The organism is Streptomyces sp. NPDC107538 (assembly GCF_055657445.1).
The window spans coordinates 33,242-52,984 of sequence record NZ_JBVKAY010000009.1 but is presented as its reverse complement, the minus strand read 5'-3'; the positions used below and the strand labels follow the sequence as shown (position 1 = coordinate 52,984).

General features: G+C 68.2%; 20 protein-coding genes. 8 read left to right on the top strand and 12 right to left on the bottom strand.

The annotated features are described in order from the left end of the window. The first annotated feature begins 83 nt into the window (after positions 1 to 83). From ACZ7MG_RS29385 to ACZ7MG_RS29375, 3 genes are all read left to right on the top strand, one after another. Complete coding sequence (locus tag ACZ7MG_RS29385; protein WP_471393262.1) at positions 84 to 1,616, top strand: MFS transporter; 1,533 nt, start codon at positions 84 to 86, stop codon at positions 1,614 to 1,616. Between the two features lie 154 nt (positions 1,617 to 1,770). Further along, positions 1,771 to 2,226, top strand: a complete 456-nt coding sequence (locus tag ACZ7MG_RS29380; protein WP_471393264.1) for a hypothetical protein — start codon at positions 1,771 to 1,773, stop codon at positions 2,224 to 2,226. A gap of 84 nt (positions 2,227 to 2,310) precedes the next feature. Then, positions 2,311 to 2,679: an Mth938-like domain-containing protein gene (locus ACZ7MG_RS29375; protein ID WP_471393266.1), complete on the top strand. Its 369-nt coding sequence runs from the start codon at positions 2,311 to 2,313 to the stop codon at positions 2,677 to 2,679. Positions 2,680 to 2,754: 75 nt separating this feature from the next. On the opposite strand, the gene ACZ7MG_RS29370 is transcribed toward ACZ7MG_RS29375, so the two are convergent. Then, positions 2,755 to 3,282: a levansucrase gene (locus ACZ7MG_RS29370; RefSeq protein WP_471393269.1), complete on the bottom strand. Its 528-nt coding sequence runs from the start codon at positions 3,280 to 3,282 to the stop codon at positions 2,755 to 2,757. A gap of 48 nt (positions 3,283 to 3,330) precedes the next feature. Beyond that, the gene (locus ACZ7MG_RS29365) at positions 3,331 to 3,819 is read right to left on the bottom strand and encodes a DUF2269 family protein (RefSeq protein ID WP_471393272.1); all 489 of its coding nucleotides are present in this window, start codon (positions 3,817 to 3,819) and stop codon (positions 3,331 to 3,333) included. Between the two features lie 217 nt (positions 3,820 to 4,036). Here ACZ7MG_RS29365 and ACZ7MG_RS29360 point away from each other — a divergent pair, with 217 nt between their 5' ends. The 4 genes from ACZ7MG_RS29360 to ACZ7MG_RS29345 all read left to right on the top strand — a co-directional run bounded on the left by ACZ7MG_RS29360 (position 4,037) and on the right by ACZ7MG_RS29345 (position 8,750). Then, the gene (locus ACZ7MG_RS29360) at positions 4,037 to 4,999 is read left to right on the top strand and encodes a GlxA family transcriptional regulator (protein WP_471393275.1); all 963 of its coding nucleotides are present in this window, start codon (positions 4,037 to 4,039) and stop codon (positions 4,997 to 4,999) included. 364 nt (positions 5,000 to 5,363) lie between these two features. Continuing rightward, complete coding sequence (locus ACZ7MG_RS29355; RefSeq protein WP_471393278.1) at positions 5,364 to 6,878, top strand: hypothetical protein; 1,515 nt, start codon at positions 5,364 to 5,366, stop codon at positions 6,876 to 6,878. Between the two features lie 161 nt (positions 6,879 to 7,039). Then, entirely contained in the window at positions 7,040 to 8,218 is a 1,179-nt protein-coding gene (locus ACZ7MG_RS29350; protein ID WP_471393280.1) for a winged helix DNA-binding domain-containing protein, read from the top strand. Between the two features lie 52 nt (positions 8,219 to 8,270). Then, positions 8,271 to 8,750 carry a hypothetical protein gene (locus ACZ7MG_RS29345; protein ID WP_471393282.1) on the top strand — a complete coding sequence of 160 codons (480 nt, stop codon included), beginning with the start codon at positions 8,271 to 8,273 and terminating at the stop codon, positions 8,748 to 8,750. 419 nt (positions 8,751 to 9,169) lie between these two features. Here ACZ7MG_RS29345 and ACZ7MG_RS29340 read toward each other — a convergent pair whose 3' ends face one another. From ACZ7MG_RS29340 to ACZ7MG_RS29300, 9 genes are all read right to left on the bottom strand, one after another. Next, the gene (locus tag ACZ7MG_RS29340) at positions 9,170 to 10,450 is read right to left on the bottom strand and encodes a hypothetical protein (protein WP_471393284.1); all 1,281 of its coding nucleotides are present in this window, start codon (positions 10,448 to 10,450) and stop codon (positions 9,170 to 9,172) included. After that, a complete protein-coding gene (locus ACZ7MG_RS29335) occupies positions 10,447 to 10,713 on the bottom strand; it encodes a hypothetical protein (protein WP_471393285.1) in 267 nt (88 codons plus the stop codon). Before ACZ7MG_RS29335 ends, ACZ7MG_RS29340 begins: the two co-directional genes overlap by 4 nt. Further along, the gene (locus tag ACZ7MG_RS29330) at positions 10,710 to 13,379 is read right to left on the bottom strand and encodes an SUMF1/EgtB/PvdO family nonheme iron enzyme (protein ID WP_471393288.1); all 2,670 of its coding nucleotides are present in this window, start codon (positions 13,377 to 13,379) and stop codon (positions 10,710 to 10,712) included. The genes ACZ7MG_RS29335 and ACZ7MG_RS29330 overlap by 4 nt, the downstream gene beginning before the upstream one ends. Then, the gene (locus ACZ7MG_RS29325) at positions 13,376 to 14,155 is read right to left on the bottom strand and encodes a class I SAM-dependent methyltransferase (RefSeq protein WP_471393291.1); all 780 of its coding nucleotides are present in this window, start codon (positions 14,153 to 14,155) and stop codon (positions 13,376 to 13,378) included. Before ACZ7MG_RS29325 ends, ACZ7MG_RS29330 begins: the two co-directional genes overlap by 4 nt. A gap of 154 nt (positions 14,156 to 14,309) precedes the next feature. Beyond that, positions 14,310 to 14,588 carry a hypothetical protein gene (locus ACZ7MG_RS29320; protein WP_471393294.1) on the bottom strand — a complete coding sequence of 93 codons (279 nt, stop codon included), beginning with the start codon at positions 14,586 to 14,588 and terminating at the stop codon, positions 14,310 to 14,312. 5 nt (positions 14,589 to 14,593) lie between these two features. Then, positions 14,594 to 14,890, bottom strand: coding sequence for a DUF6247 family protein (locus ACZ7MG_RS29315; protein WP_471393297.1), 297 nt, complete (start codon positions 14,888 to 14,890; stop codon positions 14,594 to 14,596). A 178-nt stretch (positions 14,891 to 15,068) separates the two neighbouring features. Continuing rightward, complete coding sequence (locus tag ACZ7MG_RS29310) at positions 15,069 to 15,614, bottom strand: class IV adenylate cyclase (protein WP_471393299.1); 546 nt, start codon at positions 15,612 to 15,614, stop codon at positions 15,069 to 15,071. A 295-nt stretch (positions 15,615 to 15,909) separates the two neighbouring features. Beyond that, the gene (locus tag ACZ7MG_RS29305) at positions 15,910 to 16,128 is read right to left on the bottom strand and encodes a DUF397 domain-containing protein (RefSeq protein ID WP_471946208.1); all 219 of its coding nucleotides are present in this window, start codon (positions 16,126 to 16,128) and stop codon (positions 15,910 to 15,912) included. Continuing rightward, positions 16,125 to 16,973 carry a helix-turn-helix domain-containing protein gene (locus ACZ7MG_RS29300; RefSeq protein WP_471393305.1) on the bottom strand — a complete coding sequence of 283 codons (849 nt, stop codon included), beginning with the start codon at positions 16,971 to 16,973 and terminating at the stop codon, positions 16,125 to 16,127. The genes ACZ7MG_RS29305 and ACZ7MG_RS29300 overlap by 4 nt, the downstream gene beginning before the upstream one ends. A 235-nt stretch (positions 16,974 to 17,208) precedes the next feature. Between ACZ7MG_RS29300 and ACZ7MG_RS29295 the strand changes: the two genes are divergently transcribed. Next, positions 17,209 to 17,844, top strand: a complete 636-nt coding sequence (locus ACZ7MG_RS29295) for an ATP-binding protein (protein WP_471393387.1) — start codon at positions 17,209 to 17,211, stop codon at positions 17,842 to 17,844. Between the two features lie 42 nt (positions 17,845 to 17,886). On the opposite strand, the gene drmB is transcribed toward ACZ7MG_RS29295, so the two are convergent. Beyond that, entirely contained in the window at positions 17,887 to 19,743 is a 1,857-nt protein-coding gene (gene drmB / locus ACZ7MG_RS29290; protein ID WP_471393307.1) for a DrmB family protein, read from the bottom strand.

Genomic DNA, 19,743 nt, shown 5'->3' with positions numbered 1-19,743 from the left:
CGTAACACCTGTTCGTGGGGGCACTCGGGCCGAGTTCGGCGGAGTTCGGCCGAGTGCGTCCGACGTGGAGGGAGCCGCAGCCCATGTCCGTCACCGATCCGAAGCCATCGGATTCACCGGATTCACCGGATTCACCGGGTTCACAGGGTTCACAGGGTTCACCGGGTTCACCGGGTTCAGCAGGGGTGATCACGACCGCCGTGCCGGCGCGGCTTGACCGTCTGCCCTGGTCGCGCTGGCACTGGACGATCGTCATCGGCCTCGGCACGGTGTGGATCCTCGACGGTCTGGAAGTGACCGTCGTCGGCAACATCGCGGGGCGGCTCTCCGAGGAGGGCAGCGGGCTGCCGATCAGCTCCGCGCAGGTCACGGGCATGGCGGCGGCCCTGTATGTGGCGGGCGCCTGTGCGGGCGCCCTCTTCTTCGGCCATATGACCGACCGGTTCGGCCGCAAGAAGCTGTTCATGGTGACGCTGGTGGTCTATCTGGCGGCCACCGCGCTGACGGCCGTCTCCTTCTCCACCTGGTGGTTCTTCCTCTTCCGCTTCCTCACCGGCTTCGGTATCGGTGGTGAGTACGCGGCCATCAACTCCGCGATCGACGAGCTGATCCCGTCCAAGTACCGGGGGCGCGTCGACATCGTCATCAACGGCAGTTTCTGGCTCGGCGCGATCGGCGGTTCGCTGCTGTCGATCGTCGCCCTGAACACCGACCTCTTCCCGGCGAACGTCGGCTGGCGGCTGACGTTCGCCCTCGGGGTGGTGCTGGGCCTGGTGATCCTGCTGGTCCGCCGGAACGTCCCCGAGAGCCCCCGCTGGCTGCTGATCCACGGCCGGGAACAGGAGGCCGAACGGCTGGTCGACGAGGTGGAGGAACAGGTCGCGGAGGAGAAGGGAAGCGAACTGCCGCCGCCCGACCGGGAGATGACCGTCCATCAGCGCAAGAGCGTCGGCTTCGGCCTGATCGCCCGTACGGTCTTCTCCCACTACCGCCGCCGCGCCGTCCTCGGCTTCGCCCTCTTCATCGGGCAGGCGTTCCTCTACAACGCGATCACCTTCGGCTTCGGCGCGATCCTCACCACGTTCTACGACGTCCCGACCTCCGACACCGGCTACTACTTCGCCGTCATCGCCGCAGGCAACCTGCTCGGCCCGCTGCTGCTCGGCAAGCTGTTCGACACGGTCGGCCGCCGGATCATGATCTCGGGGACCTATCTGCTGTCCGGTGTGCTCCTCTTCGGCACGGCCTGGCTCTTCGGCCGGGGTTCGCTCGACGAGGTGACCCTGACGGCCTGCTGGTGCGTGGTGCTGTTCTTCGCGTCGGCCGGTGCGAGCAGCGCGTATCTGACGGTCTCCGAGGTCTTCCCCATGGAGACCCGCGCGATGGCCATCGCCTTCTTCTACGCCCTCGGCACGGCCGCCGGCGGTATCAGCGGCCCGCTGATCTTCGCCGAGCTGACCGAGTCCGGCGTCGTCTCCGACACCGTCCTCGCCTTCCAGATCGGCGCGGGGCTGATGTGCGCGGCGGGGCTGGTGGCGGCGTTCCTCGCGGTGCGCGCGGAACGGCGGTCGCTGGAGGACATCGCGGAGCCGTTGTCGGCGAAGGGCTCCGCCTAGCTGCCGGGTGTAGTTGTTCGTCGGCTGCGGCGCCGCGGGGGCTGGTCGCGCGGTTCCCCGCGCCCCTTTCGGGGGCGCGGTCGGCTGTGTGGCTCAGGCGGACTGAGTATCCGTACTCTGTCGGGGCGGCGGCTGTTTGGGAAACCTCGTACGCATGACCGAGAAGCTGCTCCGCCCCTTGCGCACGCGCCCCTGGCCGGAACGCTGGCTGACGCGCCTGCTCGGTGCCGCGCTCGCCGCGGCCGCGTACCGCCTCTGTCTGCCCTGGGATCTGCGCGACCGGCCCGAGCTGGAGGGCTCGCTGACGGAGACCACCCCCGTGACCGTCGTGGGCGTGATCGTCCTCGCCCTCGTCCTGCTCCTCCTCGCGGCCTACTTCGGCCACCGGGACGCCCTGGCCTGGCCGTTGCTCCTGGTCGCCGTCCCGCCGGCCGCCCTGATGTACCTTTCCTTCCACACCCGCCCCGAGCCCCTGGACGCCTCCGTCTGGCCCCTCTCCTGGGCCTTCTTCACCCTGGTACTCAGCGCGTGGGTCCTGGTCGCGGCCTCGGTGGCCCGGGGGTTCCGGAGGGAGCCGGCCGACGAGGAGTGGCTGATCAGGAGTAGCTGATCAGGAACGGCTGACCAGGAACGGCTGACCAGGAGTGGCCGATCAGCAGTGGCCGGGAGGGACATCCGAAAGGTGGGGGAGCCGATGGAGAGATCGCCGCTGATCACACACGTCTCATGGGGACGTATGGAGGTCGAAGGGCTCGCGGACGGCAAGGACTTCGTGCTGTATCCCGGGGGAGGGCACCCCTGGGACTGGAACGAGCACGGCACCCGGCACGAGCCCGGGATCCAGCCCGCGGACGTACGACGGTTCCTCGACCGCGGCTGCACGGTCGTCGTCCTCAGCGAGGGCATGGACCGGCGGCTGAGGACGATGCCGGAGTCCTCGCTGCTGTTGCGGGAGGCGGGTGTCACCGTGCACATCGAGGAGACGAAGGCCGCCGTCGACCTCTACAACCGGCTGGCGGCCGGGGGCGAGCACGTCGGTGGCCTGTTCCACTCGACCTGCTGAGCGTTCGCCGCAAGCCCCCGCCCTCGCCCCCGCCCCTGCCTTGGCCCCGGAGGGCCTGGCCGCCGTACCGGGTGCTCAGCCGTAGAAGTAGTGCCGGGCCTTCTCCTCGAAGAACGAGGAGTAGGCGAGGCCGATGGCCGGGGTGCCGCGGTAGGTGCCCACGTACTGCTGGGCGCTGTCGACCACGACGGGGCGGGCCATGCAGGCCCACTTGTTGCGCTGCTGGGCCTCGGCCCAGCGGATGGCCGCCGGGTCCACCCGGTCGCTGACCAGCAAGGGGAACGCGCCGATGCCGTTCTGGATCCCGGCCGGCAGCCCGCCCTTCGTCTTCTTCGCGTACGTCAGCACCTGGTCGGTGAAGGTCTCGATGGTCGGGATGGTTATCTCCTGGACCGCCGCCGCCACCGTGAACAGGTGCAGCTTCGTCCCCATCCAGCGCCACTTGAAGTCCGCCCGGCGCCCGACGAGCACCGGTACCCCGGCCCACTCCTCCCACCAGGTCCGGCACTGGTCGGCGGCGAGACGGGCGGCCACGGTGGACAGATAGGCCTGGGAGGGGTGCGAGGGCTGGGAGGGCTGGGAGGGCGACTGCGGTTCATACATGGCCGGATCATGCACCCGTGCGAGGGCCGGTGGGAAGCGGGGCGGGGCTCAGGCTCCGGTGGTGGAACCGGGGCGGACGATCATCAGCACCGTGACCGTGGCCCACAGCAGGTTGAACACGCCGGTGAACATGCCGAGTTGGGCGGTCACCCTGGGGCCGACGGCCGTCCTCGTCCCACCGGCCTCCCCATCCCCTCCGCCGAGCCCTTCCAGGATCTCCTCCTGCCGGGGCAGGACCAGCGCCAGCAGGACCATCGCCGCGAGGGCGGTCAGCAGCATCGACACGATCAGCCAGGGGTCCGTCAGCACGCCCATGCTCATCGCCGTGGCGAACCCCAGCACGGGTACCGCGATGCCCACCCCGCCGTACACCCGGCAGATCCGGTGCAGCAGCCGTACGGCCGACCCCGCCCGCTCGCTCCCGGGTTCGGCCAGCGCCTTGCGCGCGCTCGGCGGGAACATGCTGGCCGCGACGGTGATGGGCCCTACGGCGATGATCGCGGCGAGGACGTGGAGGGAGAGCAGGAACTTGGTCACGGGGGGACGGTACGGGGGCGGATGGGGTGGGGAGTAGTGGCGGGATTGCCAGAGCCCAACGGATTCTCGCCAGCGGCGGTAGTGGCGGTAGTGGCGGATCAGGGGCCTTTCCAGGGTGGGACCGGGGGCCTTTCCGGGGTGGGACCGGGGTCGGGACCCGGAGCTCGGCTGCCCGCAGGCGCTTGGCGAGAACCCGGCGCCCCTCTACTCTCTCGCCATGCACACCGTGGCCGTACTGGCGCTGGAGAACGTGATCCCCTTCGACATGTCGGCCCCCGTCGACACCTTCGGCTGGGCCCGGCTGCCGGACGGGCGGGAGGCGTACCGGGTACGGGTCTGCTCGGTGGCGGCGGACGGGGAGGTGAAGGCGGGCCCGTTCAGCGTGCGGGCGCCGTACGGGCTGGAAGCGCTGGCCGAGGCGGACACGATCATCCTGCCGGGGACGGAGGACCCGACGGCGCCGTTGCCGCCGGGGGTGACGGAGGCGCTGCACGCGGCGGCGGCGAGCGGGACGCGGATCGCCTCGATCTGCGTGGGCGCGTTCCTCTTCGCCGCGACGGGCCTGCTGGACGGGCTGCGCGCCACGACGCACTGGATCGCGGCTCCCGACCTGGCGGCTCGCCACCCCCTCGTCACCGTCGACCCGAACGTCCTCTACGTGGACAACGGCCAGTTCCTGACCTCGGCGGGCGCCGCGGCGGCCATGGACATGTGTCTGCACATGATCCGCAGGGACCATGGCTCGGCGGTCGCCGCGTTCACCGCGCGGATGTGTGTGATGCCCCTCGAACGGGAGGGCGGCCAGGCCCAGTTCATCGTCCAGGACCAGCCCCCGGCCCCCGCCGGCGCGACGATGGAGCCCCTGCTGCGCTGGCTGGAGGAGAACGTGGAGCGGGATCTGACCCTGGACGACATCGCCCTCCACGCCGGCACCAGCGCCCGCACCCTGAACCGCCGCTTCCGCGAACAGACCGGCACGACGCCCCTGCAGTGGCTGCACCGGGCACGGGTCCGCCGCGCCCAGTACCTCCTGGAGTCCACCGACCACACGGTCGAACGCATCGCCACCCAGGCCGGCTTCGGCTCCCCCACGGCATTCCGCGACCGCTTCAAGCGGGTGGTGGGGACGAGCCCGTACGCGTATCGGCGGGCGTTTCGGGGGGAGGGCGGTGTTCTTTGAGGGTGTCTTTCGACAAGGGTGTGCTTCCCGTCGGCAACCACCCAAGAGGGCCCCGGCACACGGTGATGGCCGGATGCCTCAACTCCCTTGCTTGGAAGGCTAGTTGAGCAGTACAGGAGTGTGATCCACGTCACCGGCGTGACGTGTGGGAAGTGGTCCGCGACCCACCCGTAGGCCTGGCATGCTCATGCATGACTACTGGGGGGTAACCGTCGCGTACGCGCTGCCTCCCGGGCAACCGCGCCGTCGTGGCCGCCCCCCCCGACGCCGGATCTCGATCTCTCATCTCCGCCCTCCTGCTCCTCATCTCCATCTCCGCCCTCCTGAAGCGCACCCCCCTGTCACCGCTCCCGAGGACTCACGCGTGCACAAGCTCAGAAGACATGCCCTGCTGTCGGCACTGTCGGCGATCACCGTCGCGACCCTGCTGACCACCGGCTGCTCCGCCACCGACTCCCCCTCCACCTCCACCGTCGACAAGGCGGCGGCCACGACGGCCGAGACCCCCGAGCCCGGGGCCGTAGAGGAACAACTCGCCGTCGTCTCCGCCCCGGACGGCGACGCCACCCCCACCGCCGTGGCCGACGCGAACGCGGTCGACCAGGGCAAGGCCGAGAAGTCCGCGCTCAAGGTCGCGTCGTACGACCGGAAGAGCGGCCGGGCGGTCATCTCGGCACCGTCGTCCGCCACTTCGGACGCGGAGCCGTCGACGGCGCCGTCCGGAACCGCGTCGGAATCCCCGTCGGACACGGGCTCCGGCTCCGAAGGTTCGGACACGGGCTCCGGCTCCGAAGGTGGCGCGAAGCCGAAGCCCGCCGTGGCCGTAGGCGACGTCATAGCCAGCGCCCCGGCCCCCGGCGCCCCCGACGGCGTACTGGCCAAGGTGACGGAGGTCGTGGGGACCGCCGCGGACGGCGGTACGACGGTCGAGACGGAGCCGGCCAAGCTCAACTCCGTGCTGGGCGAGAGCGAGGCGGACGGCACGGTCCCCGTCGACCCGTCCACCCTGGAGGTCGACCCGCTCGTCCAGGGCGTGAAGGTCTCCTGGGCGAAGACCGGCAACCTCACCTTCGGCCCCGAGGGCGCGAAACTCCCGCTGGGCAGCCTGCGCATCGACGTCGGCGCCGCCGTGGAGACCGCACCGGGCGCCCCCGCCTCGGCCGCCGCGTCGGTCGAGGGCTTCGTCCAACTCGCCCCCGAGGTCGCCTTCTCGTACGACGGTTCCGGTGCCGGTACGGGCGCATCGCCCGGCGGCGCGTTCCTGGGCCTCACCGGCGACTGGGCCTCCCAGTGGTCCCTGAAGGGCCGCGCGGCGGGCTCGACCGCCGCCAAGCCGATCCGTATCCCCTTCGCCGAACTGCACGCCGACCCCGTCATCCAGGTCGGCCCGGTCCCGATCGTCGTCAACCTCGACCTCGTCTGCTACTTCCAGGTCGAGGCCGACGGCCGCGTGACGGTCGACGTCGAACAGGACCTCAAGGGCGACTTCCGCGTCGGCGGCAACTTCACCTGGGCCAAGGGCTGGCAGGGGGTGAGCGAGTCGAACATGAGCGGCGAGCCGCTGAAGACGACCGTCACGGCGGTCGGTGACGTCAAGGCCGCGATGGGCGCCGAGGCGACGGTCGGCCTCTACGGCACGGTCGGCGTCACCGCCGACGTCGCCCCGTACCTCCGCGCCGAAGCCGACGCGACGGCCGAGGGCTCGGCGGACGGCACGGGCTCCGCCTCCGGCTCCTGGGCCCTCTACGGCGGCATCGACCTCACCGGCACGCTCAACCTCCAACTCTCCATCTTCGGCACCCCGATCTTCCAGACGAAGATCCCGCTGGGCGCGCTGCACGAGGAGTGGCTGCTGACGAAGGGCGAGGCGACGACGTAGTCCGTCCCGCACCCGTGCCCCGCGCCGCCCGACAGGGACGGCGCAGGGCACGTTGCCGTGTCCCGGTCAGCCTTCCCGATAAGCCGCCGAGGCAGGGGAGGTAGGGGAGGTAGGGGAGGTAGGGGAGGCAGGAGAGGTAGGGGAGGCGTGAGAATCGCATCATGGGGACCCAGAAACTCACCGCCCGCGCCCTCAACCGCGCCACGCTCGCCCGTCAACTCCTCCTCGCCCGCGAGCAGTTGGACGTGGCCAAGGCGGTACGCCGCATCGTGGCCCTCCAGGCCCAGCAGCCGGCCTCCCCGTACATCGCCCTGTGGAACCGCCTGTCCCCCTTCGACCCGGCGGCCCTGGACGCGGCGCTCACCGATCACCACCTGGTCAGAGCGACCCTGATGCGCATCACCGTCCACACCGTCCACGCCGACGACTACCGCCCGTTCCGCGAGGCGATGGAACCCACCCTCCGAGGCTCCCGTCTCGGCGACCCCCGCTTCAGGGCCTCCGGCCTGACCGCGTCCGACGCCGACACCTTCCTCCCACCCCTGCTGACGTACGTCGAGGACACCCCGCGTACGGCCGCCGAACTCAGAACCTGGCTGGAGGACCACCTCGGCACCACCACCCCGGACACCGGCGCCCACCGCATGCTCCGCCACTACGCGCCCCTGTGGCACGCCCCGACCGGCGGCCCCTGGTCCTTCGACACCCGCCAGTCGTACGTGGCGGCCTTCCCCCGCCCGGCCCTCACCGAACCGGACGCGGCCGGCGAGGGCCTCCGCACCCTCATCCGCCGCTACCTCCAGGGCTTCGGCCCGGCCACGGTCGCGGACATGGCCCAGTTCGCGCTGGTCCAGCAGGGCCGGATCAGAACGGCGCTGGAGTCACCGTCACTGTCCGAGGAACTCGAAGTACTCCAGGCCCCCGACGGCAAGCGACTGCTGTACGACATCCCGGGCGCCCCCCGTCCCTCCGAGGACACCCCCGCCCCACCCCGCCTGATGGCCATGTGGGACAGCACCCTCCTCGCCTACGCCGACCGAGGCCGCGTGCTCCCCGCCGAGTACCGCAAGTACGTGACCCGCATGAACGGCGACGTACTGCCGACGCTGCTGGTGGACGGGTACGTGGCGGGCATCTGGCGCCCACTCCCCACCGGAATCGAGGCCACGGCCTTCCACCCCCTCCCCGCCCCCACCTGGAACGCCCTGACCGCGGAGGCCACCACCCTGCACAAGCTCCTCACCGACCGCGACGACCCCACCCCCTACCGCCGCTACGACCACTGGTGGACCAAGCCCCTCCCATCCACGGCGGAGACGCGCTTGCTCTCTTTCGAGTGAGCGCGCTCGTGAGTGATGGCGGGCATGCGAGTTTCGAAGTACTTTCAAAGTCATGGGTACCGAGAGCGCCGCCGTGAACTTCTCCGAGCTGGTGAACAAGAACAAGCAGACACTGGCCCGGCTCCAGGAATCGCCGAGACTGCTCCTGCACCGTAGGGACGGCGAGGATCTGGTGCTCACCACCGCGGCGCGGGCCGAGCAGGACCAGACCGTGGTGTCGGCGGCCACGCGGATGCTGGTCGCGATGGCCCGCCGCGAGCCCGGCAGCATGGAACTGCTCCTCGACATACTGCCGGACGCGTTCCCCTGGGTGCGCTTCCTCCCCGAGCCCGACGTCCACGCCTTCGCCATCGAGCTCGTCGACACCATGCGGGCCGCCGACTCGGTCGGCAACAGCGCCTCCGTCGCCCAACTGCTCATCGCCTGGCAGCACACCGCCGAGGTCCACTCCGACCCCGAACTACTGACCGCGCTGACCCGAGACCACGCCGAGGACTACGGCGCGGTACCCGACCCGCGGGACATCGCATGAGCTTCGGCCGCGGGGATCGCGCCGCGCCACCGGCCCCGGAAGGACACTGGGACGTCCGCTTCGCGGACGCCGCCTCGGCCAAAGGCTGGGAGAACCTCGCCCAACAGGCCCGGGAGAACACCTACCGAGCCTGGGTCACCCTGCGCACCCACCCCAAGCCGACCATCGAGACACCCCGCCACCACCGGCTCAAGGTGGAAGCCTGGCCCATGGCACTCACCGGGGCCGGACCTGCGAGCAGTGGCAGATCGAGGTCACCGGGGGCGGCCGCGTCTGGTACCTCCTGGACACCGCCCGCGACACCTGTTGGATCACCTTCGCGGGCACCGGGCATCCGAAAGCCACGGACCGAAGCTGATCCGCGGCACATGAGGGGGCGGTGCGGCCGGACATGGCCGCTCACCCACTCGCGCTGGGGCCTACTCCCTGCCGATTCCGCCCCGCAGCGACGACAGGACCAGGCGCCCGTACCGTGTCGTCAAGGCTGCCGCTGTGGCGGCGACGGACAGTCCGAGAGAGATGAGCAGGTGTGCCACGGAGTGGTCGTCGAGAACCTGCAGGATGCCGAGGGCGGTGCCCAGCGGCAGGCCGAGGATGGTGAGAAGGCCCAGAGCACCGCTGATCTGCTGACTCTCCTGGGTTTGTACGAGCCTGCTGTAGTCGCCCGCTTCAGCGAGGATCTCGTCGAAGCGGGCGGGTAACCGATACTGGTTGTGGAAAGCGAGCAGCAGGTCGTTCGCGGGCCCGTGGGCTGTGAGGTGCTGTCGCCAGTAGGTGCTGCGAAAGACGGCGATGTTCCTCTCCAAGGTGGCCACGCGTCGTGCGAGTCGCGAGGAGTCGAACACACCGGACAGTTCGTCCGTGAGTTCGTCGATGTGATCGCGTTGGAGGACGCCGAGGAGCAGGGCGTCGAGATAGACCGTGCGGGAGTGCAGGGCACCGAATTCGAAGAAGTCGCCCTGACCCGTATCGGGCCGGTGGCCGAGGAAGGCAGCGCCTTGGCGCAGTACAAGGGCGCTCCAGTCCGCCGAGATGCGGACGGTGTCTTCGAGTTGCGAGTGAGCGGTCTCCGGCGGGACGGGGAAGTCTTCTGGTGTGGAGCGTGAAGCCAGTTGCCACAGCCAGCGGTCGGCATCGGCCGGGAGTTCTCTCTCCGGGCCTGTGCGGAGCGCAGGAGTGTGTTGTGCCGTCGGCGTCATGAAGGCGATCGAGTAGGGCCGGGCAACAGCGAACGGCATGCCGGACGTGCGTACGTCGGCGACGTCCGCGAGGAGTGCGGTGGGATCGAAGGACCCGGTGAGCGGTTCGGCACCGACCTCCGACCGTCGTCCGGCCAGTGCCCGGAGGACGGGCAGGAGCGGTCTCTCCACACTGAAGTGCAGTACGGCGAGGGCGTGTTCGGGGTCGCGTGCGCTGGCGGCACGGAGAAGTTCCAGGCCGAGCAGATGCAGCCCATCGTGCTTGACATCTGTGGGCAGGTGCCAGCGCCGAGGCCGTCCAGGCCCCCCGTAAAGGGCTCGGGCAGAGGCGGGAGCGAAGTAGGTCGACCGGGTTTCGGCATCGGTGCGGCGGCTGCCCAGCTCGAACGGGAAGGGTCCTTCCGCCCAGTCGGGAATGCGCTTCAACCGCACGGGCAGGACGACGGTCAATTCCTGACGCGACCCGGTGACCGTGCTGAGGAGCGGAGCGCTGTCGGTCACCGGTAGTACTCGGTCGGGTCGGGCTGACCGAGGCGGATCACGAATTCGGCCCGGTCAGGACTTTCGGCACTGATATGGAAACGCACGTGCTCCCCTGCGCGGATGGTCCGGAATCCCTCGGTCACGATGTGCCGGTAGTCGAAGCTGTAGTAGCGCTCGTCCTCATCGTCGCGAATGATGTAGGAGCTGAGTACACCGCTCGGTCCTCCGCCGCTCAGCCGTGTGTCGACGATGGTTCCGTAGCGCGGCTGCCCGCCGCTCATATCGTCGACTCCTCTGTCCCACAGGGGCTGCTTTCGTCGCTGACGGATTGCACACATCGGAAGCCGACCGCGTTACTTGCACCGTTCTTTCGATAAATGCCCTTGCTGCTGGTCTGTGCGGCGCGCAACGGGTTGTCATAACTACCACCGCAGATGACGGCTTCGCCGGAGTCGTCCAGGCTGGTGGAAGTCCATTCCCAGCAATTGCCCACCATGTCGAGAAGTCCGAACGGGGAACGGTTGCCCGGGCGTTCTCCGACCGGTGTCACCCATGCTCTGCGAAGGGCGTCTCCCGCGAAGTCCCGGTACCAGGCTTGGTACGTGACGACGGGTCGGCCGACCCAGGAGTCGGCGCAGTTGACGCGATCGCCGTCCGGGGCGTCGCCCCAGGGAAAGAGCCGGCCGTCGTTGCCTCGTGCGGCAGCCTCCCATTCAAGAGCCGTCGGCAGCCGCTTCCCTTCGAAGGCGGCGAAGGCGTACGCGCTCCACCAACTGACGCAGATGGCGGGGTGAGCGTCGTAGGACGAGTTCTCGTAGTAGTCGGGGCAGCGTAGCCGGTTGATCGCCGGACGATGTGTGATGTCGACGGGCTGCTTCGGGTGGTCCCACCGTGAAGTACCGTCTGTTTCCAGGGCGTTGAGGAAGCAGCGATAGCGTGCGACGGTCACGGCGTCGCGATCGAAACGCACAGCATGTCGGACCCGGCGGATCAGCAGCCGCTCAGCCGGACCGACCAGATACGCGCCACTGGGCAACACACAGTCGTCGGTCCTCGGAAGACTGGGCATCCCGGCCAGGAAGGCGCGCACTTGCTCGGTGAGGAAGGCACCTCCGGGAATATCCGCCGCCTCGTCCTGATGTGATGGATCGGTGAGATACCGGGCGGCCAGAAGTTCCTGATAGGCGCTGTGCGCAAATGCGAGGCGATCAGGCCCGGCAGGTCGCAGCAACGGCCCAAGGACACAGGCGTCGAGATCCAGCCGCCCGTCCGTGAAAGCGTCGGACCCCAACCGCCGGACCAGGTCGAGGAGAGAGAACACGGTCTGGTCGGAGAGGAAGGCGTGTCCGAACGCGGCAGGCAGCCGCGCTTCCAGGTCGGGCCGTCCTCGCTGGGCCAATGTCCGTGTGATGTGTGCTCCGAGTATGTCCGCGAGCCTCTGCCCCGGCGGAAGGTCCAGCACGGCGACGAGCTGCTTCTCCAGCGGTGTGGCCTCGGGCTCGGCCAGGCGTACGACGTGGAAGTGCGGCACACGTGATGGGTCGAGGCCGTTCGCGTACATCTGCTCGACCAGTTGCTCGGAGCGGCCCGCACCACTGTCCAGCAGCTGGCGTACCTGGGGCGAGTCTGCGAGGAAGGACACCCGTGAACTCATGACTACCGCCGATTCGGCGGACAGGACGGCGGCGAGATCGGTGAAGAGCCGTAAGAACCCCGCGGGGCTCGACTCCTCGACGCCTTCGTCGACGGCATCGAGCACACACAGCGCGGTCCCGGAGCGGATCAGGTAGAGAAAGAGGTCGAACGCGCGGGAGCGGTCCGAAGGCGCCAAGGCAGGCGCCACGAGACGGCCCGCGTACTCGGAGAACGGTTCGTCCTTCGGTTTGAGCCCGAGGTCGAAGTAGAAGCGAAATCGGTGGATCTCCGGGTCGGTCGCGAGTGAGCGCAGCAGCGTGCTCTTTCCGCTTCCGGGACGTCCGGTGACCAGAACGTTCGCGTTGCTCTGAGCGAGCCGGGACAGCAGCTCCGCCGCGTTTCCGGACTGTTCCACCCGTGCCTCGCCGGTGCGCGGGTCGGTGGTCAGTGTGGCCGCGGTGACAGCGGTCCGCGGTTCGACCGGCTCTTCGACGGAGACGACGCGGGCGAGGTGGTTGTCGAGTTTGACGACGGTGTCGAGAAAGCCGTCGTAACGCACGATCCGGAAGTCCCCGCCCAGGAGCTGACGCAGCGGGTCGGAGGGATTTCCGCAGTCGTCGTCGAGGACGACGAACCGGGTGAGCTTTGGCAATCGGGTACGCAACAGCTCGCCGCCGCTGGAGGCGAGGACCGTACTCAGGTCATCGGCGTCCTGGGAGAGCATCAACTCCACATATTCGAGTCGTACTCCCGACTCACGGCAGAACAACTGGTACACGGTGTCCCGGCTGAGCACGAACCGCTTGGCCTGGCGGTAGCCGAGCGTGAGGTACAGGCCGGCGAGGAACTCGCAGCGACGCGCCACTTCAGGGGCCATGTCGGGTTCACCGTCGAGCAGCGCCACGCTTCCCGTGTCGGTGAACCAGATCAGCACGTCCACGAGCCTGCGTACGGCCTGCAGGCCGTCCTCGTCGCTGATGTCGTATCCGTCGTGCGTGGACCGGTTACGGAGCCGTCGGATGTCGTCCAGAGCGTCCAGGACCGTGCTGCTGCGGATGTACGGTCGGCAGCGCTTGACGAGGTCGTTCAGTGCCTTCGTCGCAGGATCGCCTTCGATTTCGTGGTAGCGCCACAGCTCCTTGAGCAACTTCTCGGCCAGCTTTCCGACCAGAGCGACGGCGTTCTCCGGGTAGCCGTCGTTCAGCGACCGCAGTGGCCGTGCCAGATCGAGCCCCAACCGATCGGCGATCCGCGCGTGGTCATCGAGTTCGTTCCTCAGACGCCGCAGCCGTTCGTCGACCACGGTGCTCACGCCTCGTTCCCTCGCCGCCGTCCGACGACGAACGCGAACCGGTCAGGGAACGCCAGAACGGGCTCCGGGTGCGCAGCCCGCATTTCTTCGATGCCCTTTTCGATCTCACTGTCGCTGAAGGTCGAAAGCAGCGACATATAGCGGGCGCGCACCATGCCGAAGTACCTGTCCCGGTCGATGCGTAGTTCATGCTCGACGTGTGTGAGGTCGGCCTCCAGCCCGGCCACCCTCAGATGCGACTCTATGAGCGCGGGGTCCGGCTGAAGCTCCTCAAAGCGGTCGAGGGCGGCCTTGAACAGCGGATACTTGATCGTGGCGGGGAGCATCACCACCAGCAGCCGCCCTCCCGGCGCGAGCCGTTCGGCAAGCCCCCGAAGCGTTCGAGCCTGGTCGGCCACATGATGCACCGACTCCTTGAGCCACATCGCGTCGAGTTGTTCGTACGGCAGCTCCGCTCGCCCTTCGGCGATGTCCTCGGCGGAGGCGACGATCGGCACCAGGGCGGGGGGCGGTGGGGCGCCGAGCTGACGGAGCATCGCCGCGGAGGGATCGACACACAGGATCGGCTGACGTGGCTGGACCTGCTCAGCAACTTCCTTCGCGAACAAGCCCGTTCCGGAACCGATGTCGGCTATCCGGTCCGTGGGGTCGAGCCGCAGCGCCTCGGCGATCCGGCCGGACATCCAGGGAACGTACTCCGGGCCGTAGATCCAGTGCTCGTCGTACTCGGCCGCGAGCTCCTCGTAGTGCCCTCGCACGTCGCCCTGCCGCTCCACGGTTCCCCGATTCCCCTCGCGTCCCTCGACTGCCGTCGACTGTGCTGCCTGCGTCGACTGGCCTGCCGCACAGGACTCGTGCAGGTTATCGCGCGTGCCGGTACGGCAACAGGGCGTCATCGGGGCAGGGGGCGAAGCGGGCGGGATGGAAGTCCTATAGGGGATCGACGCCGTCGTCCGGCGTCACCGCGACGATGGCGACGGTCGGAGGGGGAGGAGACGGTGTGTAGACGTATGCCACTGCCAGCCCGGGAACATCGTCCCTGGGCTCGATCCTGGTCTTGCGGACCTCGGTCCCGTCCTGCCGCGGTGGCCCGAGGAGCACCCCCAGGCGTGGAATCTGTTCCAGTTCTTGCCGCAGGGCTTCCAGCTCCTGCTCAGCCCCGAGCACCTTGGCGCGCTGGGCCGCCCGTGCCGTGATGGCAGCGATCACGCCACTCACTGGTCCTGTGCCTCCTGCTTGAGGCGAGTGGCGAGGTCGATGCCTTCCTGCACCGCGATGTCGAAGGCCGGGTCCTGATAGAGCCGGATCCTGCCTCGATAGTCGACGATCACCGCTGCGACAGCATTGAGGTCGGTTTCCGACGACGCCTCCAGCGCACGCTGAAGGTCCGCTTCAAAGGCACCCTGGTCGCCAGGGAAGCCGTGCCCGGATCGCAGGGCCGCGCGGATGTCGCCGATGGTCTTCAACGGCAACGGCGCGGGAACGGTTGTTTCCGTATGCTGTGCGCTCACGATCATCTGCTCCTTGGTGTCCCGCTGTCCTACGAGGAGTGTCCTACATCCTCACGGCCGGCGTGAGGATCCGTTCGAGGCCGTCTCGTGGAAGAGCCGTGCGCCCCGGAACGGCAGGGGGCGGCAGCGGCTGAGGTCCCACGTGTCGGGTCGTGACTGTCCGGACGAGCACGCGCCCTCACGCGAAGAGGAGGGTCGGCTCGGCGAGGATGTCCCGCCCCAGCTCGCTCTTGTAGATCAGATCGATACTGCCGAAGCGAGCCCGGGCGTAGTCCAGGCCCAGAGCCGCCACGGCGCCCCGCACCGCCGCCTCGGAAGAACCCTCGATCTCCAGGAAGGTCTCCAGCTCCGGCCACGTGTCGAAGTCGTACGTGACGCCGTCCAGTCGCCATTCCTCGCGGTAGTTCTGCTGATACCGAACCTGCCGCAGCCCGAGCGCCGCGAGCAGCTCCGCGGTCCTGCCCAGGTCGTCGACCTCGACCTCGATCTCTGTGGTCCCGTTGATGTCCGTGGCGTCGGTGACCTGCTTCAGTGTGAGCGTGGTCCTGCCACCCTCATCCCGCAGCCTCAGCCACTGTTCCCCCTGCACGGCGTCGTTCTCGAAGATGAGCCGGGTGAACATGGTCTTGGGAAAGACCTGTTCGGCCCCAGCGGCGCGCAGCACGCCGACAGTCGCCTGCACGTCGATCTCCAGGAACTTCGCCTCGTACTCGTGTTGCGCCACAACTCTCCTTCACGGATGACAGCTTGCACGCGTCAGGTCGTGGAACTCCTGCTCACGCATCTTGTTGATCTCGCTGCACACGGCGCTGTCCAGGAACTGTTCCAAGGGCAGACACAGGTCCATACGCTGAATGCAGACACCTACGTGGAAGGTCCCACGCGGAACTCTGACGCTCCGGCGATGAGATGGATCTCCTGCGGCTCTGCTCGGAGTTCGACGAGTAGTTGGTCGATGGCGTCCAAGAACGCGTCGCCGCCTGCGAACGAGGACAGGACCCGTAGCGAGACATGTAGGGCTACGAGGGGGTCGGCTTCCCGCGCTTCAGGGCATGGATGAAGGGGCGCCAAGCACTACTGCCAACGGTGACGACGTGGCCGTTCGGGATTTTGGAGTCACGTATGAGTGTCTGGGCGTCGGATCTCGCGCACTCCACGCACTCGCCTCCCGCGCCGTTGCTGTACGAGGACGTGAACCACGTCGGACGGTGGTCGTCGCCGGCCTCTGCGATTGTCATCTGGCGCATTCCTTCAAGACGGACTTGATCAACTGGGCGGACCGTTGAGGACTGAGAGCCGCGGCTCGCAGACCGTCGAACGCCCTCGTGTACTCACGGACATGATGCTCGCCTTCCAGGTAGACGGCATCGGTGATGCCGTCCCGGTAGACCAGATCCGGGTCTTCCGGGGCCGGAAAACCGAGCATCGTGAACGAGCCTGTCGCCGGGCAGGTCCCCGAGTCGAAGGGGAGGACCTGCAAGGTCACGGACGGCAACTCGGCGGACTCCAGGACGCGTTCCAGCTGTTCCCGCATCAGCGCCCGGTCCCCGACGACGTTGCGCACGGCCCCTTCGTTCACGACGAACCAGGCGTCGGGCGCGTCGGGCCGAGCGAGCATGGCCTGGCGCTCCATGCGAACGCGTACGGCTCTGTCGATGTCCTCGGCGGACATGTGCGCACCCGTCGTGTGGAGCTCACGGGCGTACTCCTCGGTCTGCATGAGGCCCGGCAGCAACTCGCACTGATACTGGCGAAGTACCGAGGCGTCCTGTTCCAACCCGATGTAGATGTTGAACCATTCGGGCACGCCCGCGCCGTGCACCTGCCACCAGCCGCGCGTCTTGGCCTGACGGGCGAGGGACTTGAGGAATTCGCGCAGCTCTTCGCTCGTGTCGTGGAACCGGCACAGGGCATCGACATCGGAGGGTTGCACCCGCCCACTGCCCGTCTCCATCCGGTTGACCTTGGAGCCGCTCCAGTCCAGCGCTGCCCCGACCTGGGCGCACGTCAGCCCGCTCGTCTCGCGCAACTTCTTCAGCTCGATCGAGAGACGACGACGCCGTGCCGTCGGTGAACCGGCCATCTCAAAACCTTCTCAACCATCCGTCGAATAGCGGGCATTCAGTCTTGCGCCAAGGGTGCTGCCTGCCAATCACTCGGAAGTGGGAATCCCGACGTGCACATTGCATGTGGGGATATGCGCGGTCCATTCTTCTGGTGGCGCAACACAGAGTGAGTGCTCGTAACGCTCCGCTGGCTCGAACGGGTCGGGGAGGCGGCATGCAATGAGAGGGGTCCTCGTGATCCAGGAAGCCTGTATGTCACGAAAGCCATGGAGCCTTGACTTCCTTGCGGAGCCCGAGGAGGTGGCCGCTCTACGGCGAGCCTTGAGGATCCACTTGAGGCTCTGGGGCCTGGACGAACTCGTCGATGTGGCCCAACTCTGTCTGAGCGAGCTCGTATCCAACGTGATTACTCACGTTGGTGTGGGTACCCCCGCCACCCTCGCTGTCTCGATGACGGGCACCCGCCTGCGCATCGAGGTTCAGGACCCAGACACCCGCGCTCTACCCACGCTCCGTGAGGTGGATGTCAACTCCGAATCGGGGCGGGGTATGGCGCTCGTCACTTGCACCGCTGACCGCTGGGGCGTTCAACTCCTCGCCGACAGAAAGGTGACGTGGTGCGAGCTGTCGACGAAGCTTGCGTCGCCGAACGGCCATGTCGCGACGCCTGGTGTCATGCGAGCTGAGGCCCTGCTTGACACTTGCACAATGTCGAAGAGGGCGCGTGTGTCGAACCCGAGCAAGTTGAGCGTAGCGGTGACTCAGGATGCCGTGGTCGGTGTCATCTCGGACTTCCTGCTCTGGCTGCGAGCGCACGGCTGTGATCCGGAGGACGTTCTGGACCAAGCTCTGAGTCACTATGAGGCGCAGATTCGTGCACGTCAGTGATCTGAGCCGATTCGGTGGCCAGCGTACGTGCCGGCCAGGGTGTCAGCGAGTGAAGAAGCCCGGTACTTGACCGTCCGGTGTCCCGACGAGGGTTGCCCGGTCGAGCAGGATGTTGTTGTTCTCGCAGCTCGTCTCGGGGAGCAGTAGACAGGCATGGCAGGCGGCCACGTTCAGGCTGTCCGCGCCGCTCGACTCGGACTCCATGCACAGGGGGTCGTTCGAGCACCAGCTCGCTCTGTGCAGGGCAGCTCGGAGAGAGGCTTCGAGACGGTCCGGTTCACCCTGGGCGACGACGCCGCCGAGACTGCCGGCGGAGTCGCTGGTGGCCGTGTAGACGAGTACTCCCGCCATGTCCCCCTCGCCGTAGATCCGCTCGCGTAGGGAGGCGGCCGGGTAGCCGCCGTCCAGGCTCCATTCGTTGATCAGTATGTGTGCCAAGGCATGCAGAAGGAGGAAGCGGGGCGTAGCGGGCGAGGGCGGAACCGGTTTGTCAGAGTCGCCCATACGTGCTGACAGCAGCCTCTCGTGGCTTTCCCGAACCCGGGCGGCGCGGGCCACCTGCCCTGGTTCCTGCTCCCAGACTCGCAGCCGCTCCGGGTCGAGACGAACGAACACCCCTTCACCGCTCACTTCGAAGGCCGGCAGCCAATTCGGCTTGGCCGGCGAGATCGCGGCCTCGCGCAGTGAGGAATCCGCCGGACTCGGTTCCTCCACGCGCCGGAACGACTGCAGTGCCCGCACCTCGCGCAGCCGCTTGACCAGCATCACCTGAGCCAGGCCATGGGACGAGCGTAGAGCGCCGATCGGGGTTGTGGGGGGCTCGCACACAAACTCCTGGTCCTGGTCCGCGACCTCTGGATGAGGCGTGGACAGGCTCTGGTACTCGCCCTCGTAGATCTCCTGCCGGTAGTTGCGTGCGCGCTGGGCGATCTCCGTACCATCGGCCGGCTCGATCGCGGCAGCCTCGGCAGCGCGCCTCCGCTCGACCTCGGCCACCACGTCGTCCCCGGTGTACTCGGGGTGGTGACGCAGCAGTCTCTGCATGCGCACGAACGCCTTGATGGAGGGGGCGTCCTCATTTTTGAAGACTTCGTAGAACGGCGCGACGAGCTTGGCGATGCCCTGGCTCCACGGAGGGATGGAGAGAGCCGAGTACATGACCGGGAACCACACCGAGGAGGAACCGCGCTGGAGGGTGCGCGGTGACTCCTGGCAGCTCACGGCCGGAGCGTCCTTGAGCCAGGGGCTACGGCCGGCGCACCGGATGCCGAGGTCCTTGAGGGCCTGCCGTCGGAACGACCCCTCCATCGACACTTCCTCCACCCCGCAACTGCAGCCGATCAACACGGCGCGCAACGACGCGGTCGAGCCGTCGGCCCGGAATGTCAGTTGTCCCCCACAGGCCCCGGAGGTCGTCCGGTTGCCCCGATGGACCCACTTCCAGTAGGGGAAGTCCTCCAGATGGCCGTGTGTGCAGGCGATCACGAAGCGGGACGGGACCAGGTTCTCCTGACAGGTCGAGCACTCGGCCCGACCGGCGGGCGAGTTGAACTTACGGAAGGGCTGCAGTTGATGGCAGTGGGGGCACGAGTACATCTCCGGGAAACGCACTGCCCGTACGCCGTCCCGGGCCTTGTCGGGATCGGGCGCCGGTGGCATGCGGAAGCCGGAGACGCCCAGCTGCCGGGCCAAGCGGGGCTCCGAGATGAACGGCGCCTCGGAGACGTCCCACGAGTCGATGCCGCGGACCAGGAAGGACTCGTTCTCCACCGCGATCATGGCCCCGACACCATACGTCGTGATGAGCTGGGCCCGCCGGATCTCTCCGAGCTTGCGGACGGTACGGGCCGGTGCCGACGGGAGGCCGCGGCGACGGGTGCGAGGCGGGGCGGGGCTCAT